Source organism: Streptomyces sp. NPDC107521 (genome assembly GCF_055598485.1).
Genome location: NZ_JBVKAT010000011.1, coordinates 63,679 through 79,944 on the forward strand (window position 1 = coordinate 63,679; position 16,266 = coordinate 79,944).

A 16,266-nucleotide genomic window follows, 5' to 3' on the forward strand; every position below is an offset into this window, starting at 1 on the left:
CTGGAAGGTGTTCCAGCCGTGGCCGATCCGGGTGGGCGGGGAGAGCCGGTAGCCGTTGTTGGGGTAGTACAGGAGGTTTCCCGAGGCGTCGACGCCGAGGATGTCGGCGGCGCCGTCGCCGCTGAAGTCGGCGGCCATGACGTGCTGGAAGGTGTTCCAGCCGTGGCCGATCCGGGTGGGCGGGGAGAGCCGGTAGCCGTTGTTGGGGTAGTACAGGAGGTTTCCCGAGGCGTCGACGCCCAGGACGTCTGCGGCGCCGTCACCGCTGAAGTCGGACACCCGCTCGCCGTCGGGCCGCAGCACCTGTCCGCTGTTCTGGCTCACCGGCGCGTACCCCGTCGGGTAGGCGGTCCCCGTCTCGACCGAGTCGGGGATCTCCCGGCTGAGCTGGCTGTCGCAGTACACGATGTTCCAGTGCAGATGGGGACCGGTGGCGTTGCCGGTCGCCCCGGACGTGCCGATCCGCTGCCCGCGCGCCACCGTGTTCCCGGCGTCGACGATCGTGGAACCGAGGTGCGCGTACTGGCTGCACCGATTGCCGCCGTGGTCGATGAGCGCCATGATCCCGCCGCCGGCCGACCACCCCTCGAAGCGGACGGTGCCCGCGGCGGAGGCGACCACCGGAGTGCCGCTGGGGAGCGCGAAGTCGACGGCGTGGCGGTTGTAGGCGTCGTTGTGCGAGTAGCCGCTGCCCGGCGTCTGGGTGATCGTGTACGCCGATCCGGCGGGATAGGGCAGCCGGAACGGGGCGCCCGGGGCGGCGGACGCGGCCCCGGCCGGTAACAGGGCCCCCGGACAGGCGAGCAGCAGGGCCAGGGCGGCAGCGGTACGACGACGCATGAGCACCTCCGTGGAGCCGGAACATGACCGCGCGGGAACGGCGCCCGTCCGCGCCCCGCCGACCGGGACCGGGGCCGGTCGGCGGCGGACCGCCGGGCCGACGGGCACGCCGGTCCGCGGGCGTGCCGCGGGGACGCCTCGGCCGGGAGCGGGGCCGGTCCGCGACGGTGAACCGGAACGGCGGCCGGGAGCGTCGCCATCCTGGCCGACCCCGCACACCCCTGCAAGGCCGCCGTCCCGGTGGGACGGCCGCCGCCACCGGACCCGACGCGTTCCCACCCGACTCGCCTACAAGCGGGTCTCCCCGGTCCGGCCGGGTCCCGCCGCGACGGGCGGCTCCGGGGGCGGCACCGCGCCGCCCCCGGGACACCGGTTCCCTCCCGGGCGGACGCTACTTGTTGGTCCGGGGCAGGCCCGGCGGGTTGATCTCCGACTTCGCCACGGACTCGCCGGTCAGGCTCCAGCGCGTCAGCACCTTGGCGTACGTGCCGTTGCCGATGATCTCGTCGAGGGCGTCGGCGAGCGCCTTGACCAGGCCGTTGTCCTTCTTGGTGGTGGCCGCGATGAGGCCCTGGAGGGTGGCGCCGCCGCCGGAGTACGTGCCGACGACCTCCGTGTCGCCCGTGGTGGCCGCGCGGTAGGCGGCGGTCGGGTAGGGGCCGAGGTGCAGGTCGATCCGGCCGGACCGCAGCGCGAGGTAGGTGTCGCTCTCGTGCTGGAAGTACTTGATGTCCACCGGAGCGCGCCCGGCCCGCACGTTCTCCTCGCTCCACTCGACGAGCAGCTTCTCCTGGTTGGTGCCGCTGCTCACCGCGACCGTCCTGCCGGCCACGTCCGCGGGCCCGGTGACCTTCAGACGGCTGCCCCTCTTCGCCTGGAAGGCGAGGTGGTCCTCGCGGTAGGAGGCGAAGTCGTACTTGTCCTTGCGCTCCTCGGTGACGGTGATGTTGCCGAAACCGACGTCGAACTTGCCGCTGTCCAGGCCGACGAACATGTTCTCCCAGGAGGCGGGGTGGACGCGCGGTTCGAGTCCGAGGACGCCCGCGACGAGGTGCGCGAGGTCGGTCTCGACACCGATCACGGTCTTGTTGTCGTCGGCGTAGAAGGTGAGCGGTCCGGCGGAGCCGGGGGAGTTGACGATCTCCAGGGTGCCTCTTCGCCGGATGGCCTCGGGGACCTCGGCGGCGATGGACTCGACCGCGGGCGTGGTGACGCGCTTCTGGTCGGGGCCCGTGTTGGCCCGGGCCGCGGCGCCCCCGGTGGCCGCCGCCCCGGTCGTGGCCCCGTCGGAGGGGTTGCCGCAGGCGGCGAGGACGAGGGCCGAGGCGAGGCCGAGGGCGACCGCGGCGGTGCGGCGGGCGGGGCGGGTGGGCATGGTGGTTCTCCTTGCGTGAGCGGGTGGAACGGGGAGGGGAGGGCGGCGGTGGTCAGAGGACCTTGGCGAGGAAGGCGCGGGTGCGCTCGTGGCGCGGACGGTCCAGGACGTCCGACGGCGGCCCCTGCTCCACCACGGTGCCGCCGTCCATGAACACCACGGTGTCGGCGGCCTCGCGGGCGAAGCCGATCTCGTGGGTCACGACGATCATGGTGGTTCCGGAGCGGGCCAGGTCCCTGATGACGTCGAGGACCTCGCCGACGAGTTCCGGGTCGAGCGCCGAGGTGGGCTCGTCGAAGAGCAGCACCTTCGGCCGCAGGGCCAGCGCGCGGGCGATGGCCACCCGCTGCTGCTGGCCGCCCGAGAGCCGGCGCGGATAGGCGTCCGCCCGGTCGGCGAGGCCGACCCGCTCCAGCAACCGGAGGGCCTCCGCCGCCACCTCGGTGCGGCGGCGGCGCAGTGCGGAGACGGGCGCCTCGACGAGGTTGTCCAGCACGGTCAGGTGCGGGAAGAGGTGGAAGTCCTGGAAGACGAACCCGATGTGGGTGCGCTGCTTCAGGATGTCCCGCTCCCTCAGCTCGTACAGCCGGCCGCCCGCGCGGCGGTACCCGATCAGCTCGCCGTCGACCGCCACCCAGCCGCTGTCCGGCCGCTCCAGGCGGTTGACCGTGCGCAGCAGCGTGGACTTGCCCGACCCGGACGGGCCGAGGACGACGGTCACCTCACCGGCGCGGACCGTCAGGTCGACGCCCCGCAGCACCTTCGTCGCGCCGTAGCTCTTGTGGACGTCGCGGACCTCCACCATGACCTCAGCCATCGGACGCCTCCCGGTGGACGGCGGCCTTCACGGACGGGGCGGTCCGGACGGCCGCCGCGCGCGGGCCGCGTACCAGGCCGCGGGCGCGTCCCAGGGGGGAGGGCGGCGGGGTGCGGTCGGTGCCCCGCGCGTAGCGGCGCTCCACGTAGTACTGGGCGACCGACAGCAGCGAGGTCAGCACCACGTACCAGGCGGTGGCGACCAGCAGCAGCGGTACCACCCGCCCGTTGCGGCCGTAGATCACCTGCACCTGGTAGAACAGCTCGCCGATGGACATCACGTAGACCACCGAGGTGCCCTTGAGCAGGCCGATGATCTCGTTGCCCGCCGTGGGCAGGATCGCCCGCATGGCCTGGGGCAGCACGATCCGGCGGATCTGCCGCAGCCGGGGGACCCCCAGCGCCGCCGCGGCCTCCAGCTGCCCGGGGTCGACGGAGAGCACACCGCCCCGGACGATCTCGGCGGCGTAGGCGGCCTGATGGAGGGTCAGGCCGATCACGGCGGCCCCGATGGTGCCGATCAGGCTGTTGCTGTCGACGGACCAGAACACCGGCCCGAAGGGCACGCCGACCCCCAGCTCCCGGTACAGCGCGCTCAGATTGAACCAGAACACCAACTGGACGATCATCGGGATGGACCGGAAGATCCAGATGTAGGCCCGGGCGACGGTCCGCAGCACCGGACTGCGCGACAGCCGCATGAACGCCAGCACGGTCCCCAGCAGGAAGCCCAGCACCGTGGCGTACGCGGTGAGCTGGAGGGTCACCCAGACCGCCTGGACGATCGTCTCCGACAGGACGTAGTCGCGGAAGACGCCCCATTCCCAGACGGGGTTGGTGACCAGCCCGTGGACGAACTGGGCGGCCAGTACGGCCACGGCGACGGCCGCCGCCCAGCGGGCGTAGTGGCGGACGGGGACGGCCCCGAGGACGTCCGGGTCCTTCGCGGGGGGCGGGTCGGCGGCGTTGGTGAGGGCGCCCGGTGGTGCGGCGTCAGCGGTGGAGGTCATCGTGTCGTTCCTGCTCGTCTCTGGCACGTACATGGGTGAACCGGTCCCGCGCGGGCCGGCCGGGCGCCGCTCCGGGATCCGCCGGCAGGTGCTTCTCGAAGGGGACCGGGTCGACGGTCCCCGGCGCGGCCTCCGTGTCGAACAGCGGGGTGTAGCCCGTGGCCAGGTACAGTCCCCGGGCCTCGGGCTGACGGGGCCCGGTGGTCAGGTAGATCCGCCGGTAGCCGCGCGCGGCCGCCTCCCGTTCCAGCGCGGCCACCACGTGGCGGGCCAGTCCGCGCCGCCGGTGGGCCGAGTGCGTCCAGATCCGCTTCAGTTCGGCCGTGGTCGCGTCGTAGCGGCGGAAGGCCCCGCCCGCCACCGGCTCGCCGTCCTCCAGCAGCAGGAGCAGCAGCCCTCCGTACGCCGGGGTGAACTCCTCGTCGGGGTAGCGGGCGATCTCGGCGCGGGCCTGGGGGCCGTACCGCTCGGTGTACTCGCGGCCGAGTTCCCGCAGCAGGGGCCCGACCCTCGGGTCGGAGACCGGCACATGGACGACCTCCGGCCCGGCCGTCGGGGACGGCGGCCGCGCCACCGGGGTCACCGGCCCACCGCCGCGGGGGTGTGCGCCGCCCGGGCCGCTCGCTCGGCGTCGCGCCTGGCGACCTCCTCGCGCACCAGGGGGATCACGTGCCGGCCGAAGTCGACGGCGTCGTCCAGCAGGTCGTAGCCCCGGGCGGAGAGGATGTCGACGCCGAGGTCGTAGTAGTCCAGCAGGGCCTGCGCGACCGTCTCCGGGGTGCCGACCAGGGCGTTGGAGTTGCCGGCGCCGCCGGTGGCGGCGGCGGTCGGGGTCCACAGGGCGCGGTCGTAGCGCTCGCCCGCTTCCGCGATGGCGACCAGCCGTCGTGAACCGGTGTTCTCGGGGGCGCCGCCGCGGCTGCGTGCCGGCAGGGCCTCGCGCCGCCTCCGGATGGCGCCGAGCGTGCGGTGGGCCTTCTCCCAGGCCAGTTCCTCGGTGGGGGCGATGATCGGGCGGAACGCCACCTGGATGCGCGGCACATCGGTGCGTCCCGCCTCCTTGGCGGCGGCCCGCACCCGCCCGATCTGCTCGGCGGTCCGCTCCAGCGGCTCCCCCCACAGGCAGTAGATGTCCGCCTCGGCCGCCCCGGCGGCGTGGGCGGCCGGTGAGGAGCCGCCGAACGACACCTTCGGGCGCGGCTGTTGGGCGGGGCGCACATCGCTGACGAAGTCGTGGAAGCGGTAGTGCTCGCCCTCGTGGTCGAAGGGTTCGGTGCTGGTCCAGATCCGCTTCACGATCCGGATGTACTCCAGGGTGCGGGAGTAGCGCGCGTCCTTGCCGAGGGTGTCGCCCTCGCGGCCCTGCTCGTGGTCGTTGCCGCCGGTGATGAAGTGCACCGTCAGCCGGCCGTCGCTGATCCGGTCGAGGGTGGCGAAGGTCTTCGCGGCGAAGGTCGGGTGGGAGACGTTCGGGCGGTGGGCGAGCAGGAGTTGGAGCCGGTCCAGCCGTCCGGCGACGAACGCGGCGGCCTGGGCGGGATCGGGCGAACCGGAACCGTAGGCGAACAGCACCCGGTCCCACCCGTGGTCCTCGTGCGCCCGGGCCAGCCGCAGCGTGTACTCCTTGTCGAAGGCGGCGCCGGAGCGCGGGGTGGTCTCGGAGCCGTCGTGGGTGGCGGCGATGCCCAGGAATTCCACTGGCACGGGAGTTGGCCCTTCGTGAGGTCATGGGAGCCGTGCCCGGACGGGCGGGCGGACGGCACGGTGGCGGAACGGTGGCGGAACGGGGAAGCGGCCCGGCGTCCCGGGGAACGACGGGTCCCGGGTGCGGGGATGCGGGGGTGCGGGTGCGGCGGGGTGTCCTCAACTGAACGGCGGAACACCGGAGTTCAGAGGTGCCGCGCCGCGCGTCCGGGCTCAGGGCCTCCGCCCCGCGCTGCGACCGCGGAGGTCGGCGGGGGCTGTGCGGAGCCGGGAGGGCGGGTGCGGGCTCGGGGCCCGGACGCCGAGGGAGGGGCGGGCCGGTCAGGCGGCCCGCTGCCGGTTCAGCGGCAACACGAGGCGGACCACACGCGACCGAAGTCGATGTGGTCACGGGTGACCAGGTGCTGCTCGGCATTCATGCGGTCAATTGAGCAGGAGATCCGGCCGCTCGTCAACCGGGGATCGCATGACGGACCAACCCTGTTCACATCAGGGGCGGTTGACACGTGTGAGACCCGGAGCGCGACGGCCGTACGGGCGGCTCCGGGGCGCGTGGAGCGGCCCGCGACCCGCTGCGGCGCGCACCGGCGGTCCGGGTCGGCGGTGCGGGCGGGCGGCGCGAACCGGCGGTGCGCGCCGCGGCGGGTCCGGGGCCTCCAGGACACCCGGGATGGCGTGCACGCCCTCCAGGGTAAGTGGCTCGACTCCTGTCGAAGTCCGCCCGAGCGACCGGCCCCCGGCCGCACCGTCCACCGGCCCGCCTCGTCCGACTGACCGGGGATGACGGGCCCGGACGCGTGCCCGTGGCATCCGCGCCCCGCGTGCCCGTCGCGCCGGACCGGCCGCCGGGGACCGCCGCGCGGCCGGCCCCGCCCCGTGGCGGTCGGCTCAGCGATCCGACACCCAGCGGGCGTCCGCCGGCCAGTGGCCCGTACGGACGAGGTGCTCCACGATCCCGTACGCCTCGTCGAGCGGCACGGTGTCCTCGTCCGGGTACTCGTCGTCCTGCCCGTTCGCGAGGACGAACCCGTCGCTCCAGCCACCGGCACCCGGGTCCACGGCGTGCTCGCCGGGATCGCCCTCCCCGGCGAGCAGCATCACCACGGCCCGCTCACCGTTGGTCACGAAGGCCAGCGAACGCCCCGACGAAGCGGTCAGCCAGGTCTCCAGCCGCTCCCCGCCGATCCGCGCCCGCAGGACCTCCCGCACCTTCTCCGGGGCCACGGGGCCATCGCCGTCGTCCCGGACCACCCACGTCTCGTCCACGGCACGACGATCTCATGGCCGCGCCACCCCCCGGGCCCCGGTGCCGTCGCCGGCGTCCCCCTCCCGCGACGCGGCCTCCCCGGGGCCGGGCTCCAGCGGCGGGCAGTTCAGGGAGAGATGGGAACGGCACAGCGGGCTCGGGGCCTCCACCACGCGGCGGCGGACGCGCCGGGGACGGACGAACACCACCGCCGTCACCGAGGCGGCGAGGAACAGGACGGCGGTGACGACGGCGGCCCGGTGGAAGGACCGGTCGACCGCGGCGCCGGAGGTGTACGCGTCCCCCGACAGCCCCACCAGCAACGGCAGCGCGGCCACGATCAGGAGCTGGGCCACGCGTGCCGCGGTGTTGTTGACCCCGCTCGCCAGTCCCGCGTGCCCGGAGTCGACCGAGGCCAGTACGGTCGCCGTCAGCGGCGCGACGAACAGGCTCATGCCCAGGCCCATCACCAGGACCGGCGGGAGGATGTCCGGGAGGTACGCGGAGTGCGGTCCGACGCGCAGCAGGAGCAGCGCGCCGCCCGCGGCCACCAGGGGCCCCGCGATCAGGGGAGGCGCCGGGCCCACCCGCTTGGCCAGGGCGCCCGCGCGGGCGGAGAGCAGCAGCATCAGCAGGGTGATCGGCAGGGTGGCCAGCCCGGCCTGCAGCGCGTCGTACCCGAGCGCGATCTGGAGCTGGACGGGCAGCAGGAACAGGATGCCGCCGATGGCCGCGTACAGGTACAGCGTCATGCCGTTGGTGGCCGAGAACAGCCGTGAGGAGAAGAGCGACAACGGCATCATCGGGTTCGCCGACCGGCGCTCCACGGTCAGGAACGCCGCCCCCGCGGCCACGGCGACCACCGCCGGTACGGCGACCCGCACCGCGGAACCGCCCGGCGAGGCGCTGATCAGCGCGTAGCTCACACCGCCGAGCGCCACCGCCGCCAGACACGCGCCGAGCGTGTCGAACGGACGCCCGGCGGCCGAGGGATCACGGCTCTCCGGGACGAAGACGAGGGCGGTGGCCACGACGGCCACCGCGATCGGCACGTTGATCAGGAAGATCCACCGCCACCCCGGGCCGTCGATCAGCCAGCCACCGAGGAACGGGCCCAGCGCGCCCGCCACCCCGGTCAGACCGGACCAGGCCCCCACCGCGCGCGACTGGTCGTCGGGGTGGAAGGAGGCCCGCACCAGTGCCAGCGAGCCCGGGGTGAGCAGCGCGCCGCCCACGCCCTGCAGCGCGCGGGCGGCGATGAGGACGTACTCGTCGGGCGCGAGACCGCACAGCGCCGAGGCCCCGGCGAACCAGGCGGCCCCCAGCACCAGTGTCCGCCGCCGGCCCAGCCGGTCGCCGAGCGCGCCGCCCCAGAGGATCAGCGAGGAGAGCGTCAGCATGTAGGCGTTGACGACCCACTGGAGCACGGACAGCGACGCCCCCAGATCGCGGCCCATCCGGGGGAGGGCCACGTTGACGACCGTCCCGTCGAGCATGGCCATTCCGGACGCGAGCACGACACAGGCCAGCACCCAGCGACCGCGCGCCGAGGCCAGCCGCAGACCCTCGGAGCCGTCTTCCGTTCCGTTCACGTGCCCAGCTTGCCGCCGCCCGCCGCGCGTGAGCGGGAGGAACGCGCCGGTGCCCCGCCCGGCGCCCCGAAGATCGCCCGCCAGAGGCAGGGCCGACGGGGTCCGGGACGGCGGCGCCGGGCGCGCGGGAGGCCGCCCGTGAGGGGACGGGGACGACGGGCCGGTGGCGGGAGGGACAGCGCACATCCCGACCTGCCGGAGCCGAGGCCGGGGCCAGCCCGACGCCGAGGCCGGAACCAAGGCCGGGGCCGCCGCCCGTGCTCAGCGCGTCGTGCGCCGCTCGGCGATGAGCCGTATCTCCCGAGCCGCTGTCGGCGGCTCCAGCAGCATGGCCGCGATCTCCTCACCGCCGTGGTGGACGCGCAGGCGCGGGCCGTCGGTGAGGACGCGCAGTTCCGGCCAGGGGTGCCACCACAGCAGGACGGAGCGCTCCCACATCCTCAGGCCGAGGCTGGTCGCCATCAACTGGTACCGCGGGCCCTCGTGGGCGGCGGGCGGGGTGTGCTCGGTGTACGGCGGCCGGACCGTGTACGTACCGAGGACCGTCTCGCCCTGCTCCAGGGACCGGGCGCGCACCCCCGCGCGACGGCCGATCCTCAGCCCCGTCCAGCCGGCGGGACCGGCCACCACCAGGGCCGCGCCCACCACTGCCCACCAGGGCAGGGACGCCTGGAGGCACGCGCCGACGACCGCCACCTCCGCGGCGGCCACCGTGACCGCCGCCCTGCCCAGTTCCGCCCGCCGAAGACGCCTGTCGCCGTCCGTTCCGCCCATGGCCCCCACCACCCGTTCCCGATCACATGTCCGTGCAGCCTAGCCACGGCCCGCCCGCGCGGAGGAGGGAGGTCGGCCGGTCCCGCCCCGGCGCCCGCGCGGACCGGGCCCTCCGGCGGCTGCCGCGGGCGCCGGGAGCGGGCGGAGAGGTCCGGGTACCGCCGGTTCCGGTCAACTCCCTTTCCGGGCCGAGGTGTCGGGCGCCCGGGGCGGTGTGCCGCGGGGTCGGCGGGGACCGGGCCGAACCGGCGCCCGGGCCGGCCGGGAGCGGGCCGTCCGGCCGCGGGACGGCCCGTCGGCGCCGACGCCGGGACGGCCCGGGGAGGGGCTCCGGCCGATACCGCCCGGCGGGAGGGCGGCCCGGCCGCATACCTTCCGCCCCATGCCCGAGCTACGACTCCTCCGTCCGGACCACGCCCCCGCCGTCCTCGCCTTCGAGCGCGAGAACCGGACCTACTTCGCGGCGTCCGTCCCCGACCGGGGCGAGGAGTACTTCGCCCGGTTCGACGAGCTGCTCGGTGACCTGCCGGCCGGGCAGGAGGCCGGGGTCTGCTGATTCCACGTGCTGGTCGACACCACGGGCGAGGTCCTGGGCCGGGTCAACCTGGTGGACGTGGCGGACGGCGGCGCCGAACTCGGGTACCGGATCGCCGAGCGGGCGGCGGGCCGGGGGCTCGCCACGGCGGCCGTTCGGGACGTGTGCCGCCTCGCGGGCGACGACTACGGGCTGACCGCCCTGCGCGCCGCCACCACGCTCGACAACGCGGCGTCCCGGGCCGTACCGGCCCGCGCGGGGTTCACCGTCACCGGCGGGACCCGGCTCTCCGGCCGCCCGGGTCTCACGTACCACCGCGGCCTTCCGCAGCCGTAGTCACGGGGCCACCGGACCGGACGACGGGGGCGACCGCCGGTCCGGCGACGGTCGCCGCACCGGACTGCCGGCCTGCCGGAGCGCCGGCCTGCCGGGGCACCGGACCGCTCGGGCTCCGGAACGGGGACGTGGTCTCCGGGACCACCGGGACCACCGGGAGCCGGGGGAACGAGGGGTACCGGGGGTGCCGGGGGAGCCGTGAGGAACACCCCGGACTCCGGGAGGGCCGGCGCCCAGCGGCCCGGGGAGCGGACGGGCGGAGCCCCGGGTCGGCCCCGCCCGTCCGCTCCCCGCGCCTCACCTCCGCTCCCGTCCGCCCGGCGTTCCGCGGGGCACCGCCTACACTGGGCCGCGCACAGCGGCAGAGGTGAGCAGGGTGGGACGGGAGACAAGCGTGGCGGCAGACTCTGGTGGCTTGGAGGACCCGCCCGCGGAGGTACTGGAAGAGGCGGCGGCGGCCTTCGGCCTGCTCGCCTCCTCGGCCCGGCTGCACATCATGTGGGCCCTCGCCCAGGGCGAGAGCGACGTCACCCATCTCGCCGACCGGGTCGGCGGCGCCCTGCCCGCGGTCAGCCAGCACCTCGCCAAGCTGAAGCTCGCCGGACTCGTCCGCGCCCGCCGCGAGGGCCGCCGGCAGGTCTACTACGTCGACGACCCCGACGTCGTGACCGTGGTCCGGGTGATGGTCGGGCAGCTCACCGCCCGCGGCCTCGCCGCCCACGACCGGCGGACCGCCGCCCCCGTGCGGCGGCTGCGCGGGACCGGTGCCTGAGGGCACCCCGGTCCCGGACCAGGCCACCGGGACGCTCCCGGGCGGGCGGCAGGCACCGCCCGGCGCCGGGGCCCCCACCGTGCTGGAGGTGCTGCGCGGGCTGGAGACCGGTCCACGCGGCCTGACCCGGGCCGAGGCCGGGGAACGCCTGGCCCGGCTGGGCGAGAACACCCTCCCCTCCCGGCGGGACGCCTCCTGGCCGCTGCTGTTCGCCCGCAGCCTGCGCGACCCCTTCACCGCGGTCCTGCTCTGCCTCGGCCTGGTCTCGGCCGCCGTCGCCTCCTGGGGCACCGCCCTCGTCACCCTCGTTCTGGTGACCGTGAGCTGCGCCCTGCGCGCCTCCGGCGAGCACCGCGCAGACCGGTCCACGGCGGGGCTGCGCGATCTGGTCGCCAGCACCGCCACCGTGCTGCGCCGCGCCGACGAGGACGCAGCACCGGCCGCCCGCGAGGTGCCGGTGGCCGAACTCGTCCCCGGCGACGTCGTCCGCCTCGGCGCGGGCGACCTGGTGCCGGCCGACGTCCGGCTGCTGCGCGCCACCGGGTTCAGCGTCCACCAGGCCGCCCTCACCGGCGAGTCCGCGCCCGTCGCCAAGACCGCCCTCGACGCGCCCGGCGGTGCCGAGGGGAGCGTGTCCGACCGGCCGGAGCTCTGTTTCCAGGGCAGCAGCGTCGCCTCCGGCAGCGCCACCGCGGTCGTCGTCGCCACCGGGGCGCGGGCCCGGTTCGCCGCGGCCCTCGCGCGTGCCGGGGGGCACCGGGAGGCGAGCGCCTTCGACCGCTCCGTGCACGGCATCGCCTGGATCCTCATCCGGTTCATGCTGCTCACACCCCCGCTGGTGCTGATGGCCAACGCCGCCCTGCGCGGCCGGGGGCTGGAGACGCTGCCGTTCGCCGTCGCCGTGGCCGTCGGGCTGACCCCCGAGATGCTGCCGGTCATCGTCACCGGCTGCCTCGCCCGGGGCGCCGCCCTGCTCGCGCGCGCCCACGGCGTGATCGTCAAGCGGCTGCCCGCCCTGCACGACCTCGGCGCCGTCGACGTCCTGTGCGTGGACAAGACCGGCACCCTCACCCAGGACCGTCCGGTCGTCGAACGGGCCCTGGACACCGACGGCCACGACGACCCGGAGGTGCTGCGTTGGGCCGCCGCCAACGCCTGGTGGACCCTCCAGCTCGCCGACCTGCCCGCGCCGGACGCGCTGGACGAGGCGCTCCTGGCCGCCGCCGGCCCCGACGCCCTCCGGACCCACGACGGGATCGCCGCCCTCCCCTTCGACCCGGCGCGCCGCCTGTCCACCGCCGTGCTGAGCACCCCCGGCCGCCTCGGCACCCACACCCTGGTCGTCAAGGGCGCCGTCGAGGAGGTGCTGGACCGCTGCGCGCCCGACGACGGCGAACGGGAGCGGCTGCGGGCCGCCGCCGCCGGACACGCCGCCGCCGGGCTGCGGGTCCTCGCGGTCGCCACCGCCGAGCGCCCCGGCCGCGGCGGCGGCCCCCTTCCCGCCGACGTCCGCGGACTGACCCCGCGCGGGCTGATCACCCTGCGCGACGCACTCGCCCCCACCGCCGCCGAGGCCCTGGGCGTCCTCGCCGACCGGGGCGTCGCCGTCAAGGTCCTCACCGGCGACCACCCGGGCACCGCCCTGCGCGCCTGCGCCGACCTCGGCATCCCCGTCCCCGACGACGGCGTCCTCACCGCCGACCGCATCGACGCCGTCCCCGACGCCGGACTGGCCGCCCTCGTCCACCGGACCACCGTCTTCGCCCGCTGCACCCCCGAGCACAAGGCCCGGGTCACCGCCGCCCTGCGCGACGGCGGGCACACCGTCGGCTTCCTCGGCGACGGCGTCAACGACCTGCCCGCCCTGCGCGCCGCCGACGTCGGCATCGCCCCGCGCGCCGCCACCGACGTGGCCCGGGAGGGCGCCGACGTGGTGCTCGCCGACAAGGACCTCACCGCGATCACGCACGCCATCGGGGCGGGCCGGCACGCGGGCGGCAACATCGTCTCCTACCTGCGGGTCACCCTGTCCTCGAACCTGGGCAACGTCCTCGCGATGCTCTGCGCCGGGCTCCTGCTGCCCTTCCTGCCGATGCTCCCGGTCCAGGTGCTCGCCCAGAACCTCTGCTTCGACGCGGCCCAGCTCGCCTTCGCCTTCGACCGCCCGCACCCCTCCGTGCTGCGCCGCCCGGCCGATCTGCGCCCCCGCGCGCTGCTCGGCTTCATCACCCGCTTCGGGCTGCTCAACGCCGTCGCCGACCTCGCCACCTTCGGCGTCCTCGCCCTCTCCCTGTACGGCCCCGGGACGGGCGACGACGAGGCGGTCTTCCACTCCGGGTGGTTCACGGAGAACCTGCTCACCCAGGCCCTGGTCATGCTGATCCTGCGGCTCGGCGCCCGTACCACCCGGGGCCACCGCCCCGGCCCGGTGGCCTGGGCGGCGGGCGCCCTGGCCGCGATCGGCCTGGCCCTGCCGCCCTCACCGCTCGGCCCGGTCCTCGGGCTGACCGCGCTGCCCGTCCAGTACTACCTGCTGCTCGGCGCGGTCCTGGTGCTCTACGCCGCCGGACTGCTGGCCGCCCGGATGCGCTACGAACGCCGCCGTGCCCCGGGCGGGACGCGCGCGTAGGCCGGGGCCGGCCGGGCGGGAGGCGGCGGACAGCGGGAGGCGGACGGCGGACGGAGGGCGGCGCGGCCGTGGTGCGCCGGGAGTGTGCCCGGGAGCCGGGGAACCCCGGCGCCGCCCGGCCCGGTCACGGGCGGAGACCGGCCGGGGCGCCCGGCAGCACCGCCGTGCTCCGCACGGCCCGGGGCCGCCCCCGCCGGTGCACCGGCCCCGCTTACCCGCCGGTGCCGTAGGTCAGGTCGGAGCACGGGGAGGCGTCCCCCGACCGCGCGTCCGCCGTCACCGAGGACGGAACGGCCACCGGGTCCTGGTCCCGGCCCCCGGCGTGGCCGGGAGCGGTGTCCTGATCCGGGGCCGGTGACGCCCCGCCCGGGTCGTCCGGGGGTGTGTAGGACTGTCCGAGGACGAGGGTGACGACCGCCTCCGGGACGGATTCCAGCTCGGCCCCGGGGAACAGCGCGGCGACCGCCTCCGCCCGCTCCCGCAGCCCCGGACCGTGCCGCACGACCGTGGCCGCGTGGTCCTGGCGTTCGGCGTCGCCGACGCCGGTGACGGTGAAGCCCCGCCCGGTGAGGAACGCCGCGGCCTCCGACGCCAGTCCCGGCCGGGTGGTGCCGTTGCGGACGCCCACCGCGACGCTCTCGCCCGGGGTGCTCGCGCCGGGCCCGGGAGTGGCCGACGGCGCCGCGCCCTTCCCGGCGTCCCCCGCGTTCAGGGGCCGGTCGGCCCTGAGCGCGGCCCACAGCCGGGAGGCGTCCGGTTCGACGACGGCGACGCGGGAACCGGCGTAGCGCCAGGGGATCGTGACGAACGTGGTGTTGCCCAGGTCGATGTTCCTCAGCGACAGGGCGAAGGAGAGCAGCTTGTCCGCCGAGCCCAGGCCGGGGTCGACGCTGAGCGACTCCGTCGCCGCCTCCGCGAGCGGCAGCAGCCTGCCCGGCGTCAGACCGTCGGCGCGCACCTTCTTGAGCAGGGCGGCGACGAACGCCTGCTGGCGCTTGATGCGGCCGATGTCGGAGCCGTCGCCGATGCCGTGCCGGATGCGCACGTAGTCCAGCGCCCGCTGCCCCGAGACGGTCTGCTCGCCCTCCGGGAACAGCAGCCGCCCCCGGTCGGCCCGGTGCGGGTTGAGGTCCCCCTCGTACACGTCGTTCGGCAGGCACACGGTGACCCCGCCGACCGCGCCGGTCAGGGCCGCGAAGCCGGTGAAGTCGACGACGACGGTGTGGTCGACGCGCAGGCCGGTGAGGTGCTCGACGGTGTTCACGGTGCAGGCCGGATTGCCCTTCTCCGACCCGCCCACGGAGAACGCCGCGTTGAACATGGTGTCCGGGCTGGGGTCGGTCCAGGTGCCGTCGGGCAGCAGGCACGGGGGGACGGTCACCAGGGTGTCCCGGGGGATGGACACGGCCACGGCGCGCTCACGACCGGCGTAGACGTGCAGCAGGAAGGCGGTGTCGGACCGGCCGACGTCGCCCTGGTCGCCGCCGCCGAGCGCGCTGTTGCCGCCGGTGCGCGCGTCGGAGCCGATGACCAGGATGTTCTCGCCCCGGGAGGCGGCCTGGGGGCGGCTCCGGGACAGGCCCTTGGCGTCGAAGGTGTCGATGGCGCCGTTCAGCCTCAGGTAGAGCCAGCCGGCCCCGGCCGTGCCGAGCACCACCAGGGACAGGACGACGACCAGTGCCGCCCGTATCCGGCGGCGGGTGCGGCGCGGGGCGGAACGCCTGCCGCGCGTCCGCTCACGGCGGGTCGGCCCGCTCCGGCGCCGACGGTGGCGGGCGGGGGTGGCCTGGTCGCTGGTGCTGGTCATCCGCGCGCCTTCGTCCGTCCGGCCCACGGGAGGGGAAGGCTGACGCACACCCGCCCCATGGTTGTACAGTTGCGCAATATAGCAAGGATGGAGTCCGGGGGGCGACGGGTGCGGGGCCGGTCCCGGCGCGCGCCGCCGCCCGGCGAGAGAAGGGCGGCGGAATGCTCCGCAACGCGCTGGAACCCTGGCACCTGCTGATCGTGGCGATCGTGATCCTCGTGCTGTTCGGCTCGAAGAAGCTGCCGGAGGCCGCCAGGGGGGTGGGCAGGTCGATGCGCATCCTCAAGAGCGAGGCCAAGGCGATGCGGGAGGAGGGCGCCGACCGTCCGGCGTCCGCCCCGGAAGCGGGCGGTGCCGGGCCCGTCGAGGGTGCCGGGGGGAGTGGCGGCACCGGGGGCGGGGCGGCCCGCTGAGACCGTCCGGCCCCCGGTCGCGCGGGGTTCCGCCCCCGCCGTTGGCCGGTCAGGGGCTGGCGAGGTCGAAGCCGTAGCGCAGCGGCTCCCCGGTCGCGCACGGGTCGAGGCGGTAGACGTACGTCGCCTCCACGCGCACGCCCTCCGGGGCCCCCTCGGCGCGACAGGGGGCGGTCACCTGGAGCACGCGGGGGCGCCCGGTGACGGTTGTGCGCGCCCCGTGGGCGGGGCCGCCGTCCAGTACGGCGGCCTCCCGGAGGGCGGTGGGGGGCGCGATGCCGGACGTGATGGTGGCGGATGCGGTGTCGGCGGCCGTGGGGGGTGCCGCGGGGGTGATGGCGTCGGGCGTCGTCGTCATGGCGACAGTTTAAAGGTTGCGCAAGTGTGTGGGCGCGCCCCGGGGAGAATCCCTCGGGT

The 16,266-nt window shown here is 75.8% G+C and carries 14 protein-coding genes and 1 pseudogene; 4 read left to right on the forward strand and 11 right to left on the reverse strand.

The genetic code is table 11. The annotated features are described in order from the left end of the window. The 9 genes from ACZ7LB_RS18175 to ACZ7LB_RS18215 form a co-directional block, all read right to left on the reverse strand. The coding region (locus tag ACZ7LB_RS18175) for a peptidoglycan DD-metalloendopeptidase family protein (RefSeq protein ID WP_471469310.1) at window positions 1-840 on the reverse strand (840 nt) is incomplete at its 3' end. 391 nt (window positions 841-1,231) lie between these two features. Beyond that, a complete protein-coding gene (locus ACZ7LB_RS18180; protein ID WP_471469312.1) occupies window positions 1,232-2,215 on the reverse strand; it encodes an ABC transporter substrate-binding protein in 984 nt (327 codons plus the stop codon). 52 nt (window positions 2,216-2,267) lie between these two features. Then, window positions 2,268-3,032, reverse strand: a complete 765-nt coding sequence (locus ACZ7LB_RS18185) for an amino acid ABC transporter ATP-binding protein (protein WP_471469314.1) — start codon at window positions 3,030-3,032, stop codon at window positions 2,268-2,270. Then, entirely contained in the window at window positions 3,025-4,041 is a 1,017-nt protein-coding gene (locus tag ACZ7LB_RS18190; RefSeq protein WP_471469316.1) for an amino acid ABC transporter permease, read from the reverse strand. Before ACZ7LB_RS18190 ends, ACZ7LB_RS18185 begins: the two co-directional genes overlap by 8 nt. Beyond that, window positions 4,025-4,624, reverse strand: a complete 600-nt coding sequence (locus ACZ7LB_RS18195; RefSeq protein WP_471469318.1) for a GNAT family N-acetyltransferase — start codon at window positions 4,622-4,624, stop codon at window positions 4,025-4,027. Before ACZ7LB_RS18195 ends, ACZ7LB_RS18190 begins: the two co-directional genes overlap by 17 nt. Continuing rightward, complete coding sequence (locus ACZ7LB_RS18200; RefSeq protein ID WP_471469320.1) at window positions 4,621-5,745, reverse strand: LLM class flavin-dependent oxidoreductase; 1,125 nt, start codon at window positions 5,743-5,745, stop codon at window positions 4,621-4,623. The genes ACZ7LB_RS18195 and ACZ7LB_RS18200 overlap by 4 nt, the downstream gene beginning before the upstream one ends. An 888-nt stretch (window positions 5,746-6,633) precedes the next feature. Beyond that, window positions 6,634-7,011, reverse strand: a complete 378-nt coding sequence (locus ACZ7LB_RS18205; RefSeq protein WP_471469322.1) for a hypothetical protein — start codon at window positions 7,009-7,011, stop codon at window positions 6,634-6,636. Window positions 7,012-7,023: 12 nt separating this feature from the next. Next, entirely contained in the window at window positions 7,024-8,583 is a 1,560-nt protein-coding gene (locus tag ACZ7LB_RS18210) for an MFS transporter (RefSeq protein WP_471469324.1), read from the reverse strand. Between the two features lie 261 nt (window positions 8,584-8,844). Then, entirely contained in the window at window positions 8,845-9,357 is a 513-nt protein-coding gene (locus ACZ7LB_RS18215; protein ID WP_471469326.1) for a hypothetical protein, read from the reverse strand. Between the two features lie 382 nt (window positions 9,358-9,739). On the opposite strand from ACZ7LB_RS18215, the pseudogene ACZ7LB_RS18220 reads away from it, so the two are divergent. The 3 genes and pseudogenes from ACZ7LB_RS18220 (at window position 9,740) to mgtA (ending at window position 13,629) form a co-directional block, all read left to right on the forward strand. After that, window positions 9,740-10,228: pseudogene (locus tag ACZ7LB_RS18220) on the forward strand (GNAT family N-acetyltransferase). A 394-nt stretch (window positions 10,229-10,622) separates the two neighbouring features. After that, window positions 10,623-11,000 carry an ArsR/SmtB family transcription factor gene (locus ACZ7LB_RS18225; RefSeq protein ID WP_471469328.1) on the forward strand — a complete coding sequence of 126 codons (378 nt, stop codon included), beginning with the start codon at window positions 10,623-10,625 and terminating at the stop codon, window positions 10,998-11,000. Beyond that, entirely contained in the window at window positions 10,993-13,629 is a 2,637-nt protein-coding gene (gene mgtA, locus ACZ7LB_RS18230; RefSeq protein WP_471469330.1) for a magnesium-translocating P-type ATPase, read from the forward strand. Before ACZ7LB_RS18225 ends, mgtA begins: the two co-directional genes overlap by 8 nt. A 211-nt stretch (window positions 13,630-13,840) precedes the next feature. On the opposite strand, the gene ACZ7LB_RS18235 is transcribed toward mgtA, so the two are convergent. Beyond that, complete coding sequence (locus tag ACZ7LB_RS18235) at window positions 13,841-15,436, reverse strand: LCP family protein (RefSeq protein ID WP_471469332.1); 1,596 nt, start codon at window positions 15,434-15,436, stop codon at window positions 13,841-13,843. Window positions 15,437-15,597: 161 nt separating this feature from the next. Between ACZ7LB_RS18235 and tatA the strand changes: the two genes are divergently transcribed. After that, a complete protein-coding gene (gene tatA / locus ACZ7LB_RS18240) occupies window positions 15,598-15,849 on the forward strand; it encodes a Sec-independent protein translocase subunit TatA (RefSeq protein WP_471469333.1) in 252 nt (83 codons plus the stop codon). 49 nt (window positions 15,850-15,898) lie between these two features. On the opposite strand, the gene ACZ7LB_RS18245 is transcribed toward tatA, so the two are convergent. Then, window positions 15,899-16,207: a hypothetical protein gene (locus ACZ7LB_RS18245; RefSeq protein ID WP_471469335.1), complete on the reverse strand. Its 309-nt coding sequence runs from the start codon at window positions 16,205-16,207 to the stop codon at window positions 15,899-15,901. Between the last annotated feature and the right edge of the window lie 59 nt (window positions 16,208-16,266).

Coding starts and splice junctions, on each gene's coding strand:
- ACZ7LB_RS18180 (WP_471469312.1), bottom strand. CDS start 2,215: ATGCCCACCCGCCCCGCCCGCCGCACCGCCGCGGTCGCCCTCGGCCTC.
- ACZ7LB_RS18185 (WP_471469314.1), bottom strand. CDS start 3,032: ATGGCTGAGGTCATGGTGGAGGTCCGCGACGTCCACAAGAGCTACGGC.
- ACZ7LB_RS18190 (WP_471469316.1), bottom strand. CDS start 4,041: ATGACCTCCACCGCTGACGCCGCACCACCGGGCGCCCTCACCAACGCC.
- ACZ7LB_RS18215 (WP_471469326.1), bottom strand. CDS start 9,357: ATGGGCGGAACGGACGGCGACAGGCGTCTTCGGCGGGCGGAACTGGGC.
- ACZ7LB_RS18235 (WP_471469332.1), bottom strand. CDS start 15,436: ATGACCAGCACCAGCGACCAGGCCACCCCCGCCCGCCACCGTCGGCGC.
- tatA (WP_471469333.1), top strand. CDS start 15,598: ATGCTCCGCAACGCGCTGGAACCCTGGCACCTGCTGATCGTGGCGATC.
- ACZ7LB_RS18245 (WP_471469335.1), bottom strand. CDS start 16,207: ATGACGACGACGCCCGACGCCATCACCCCCGCGGCACCCCCCACGGCC.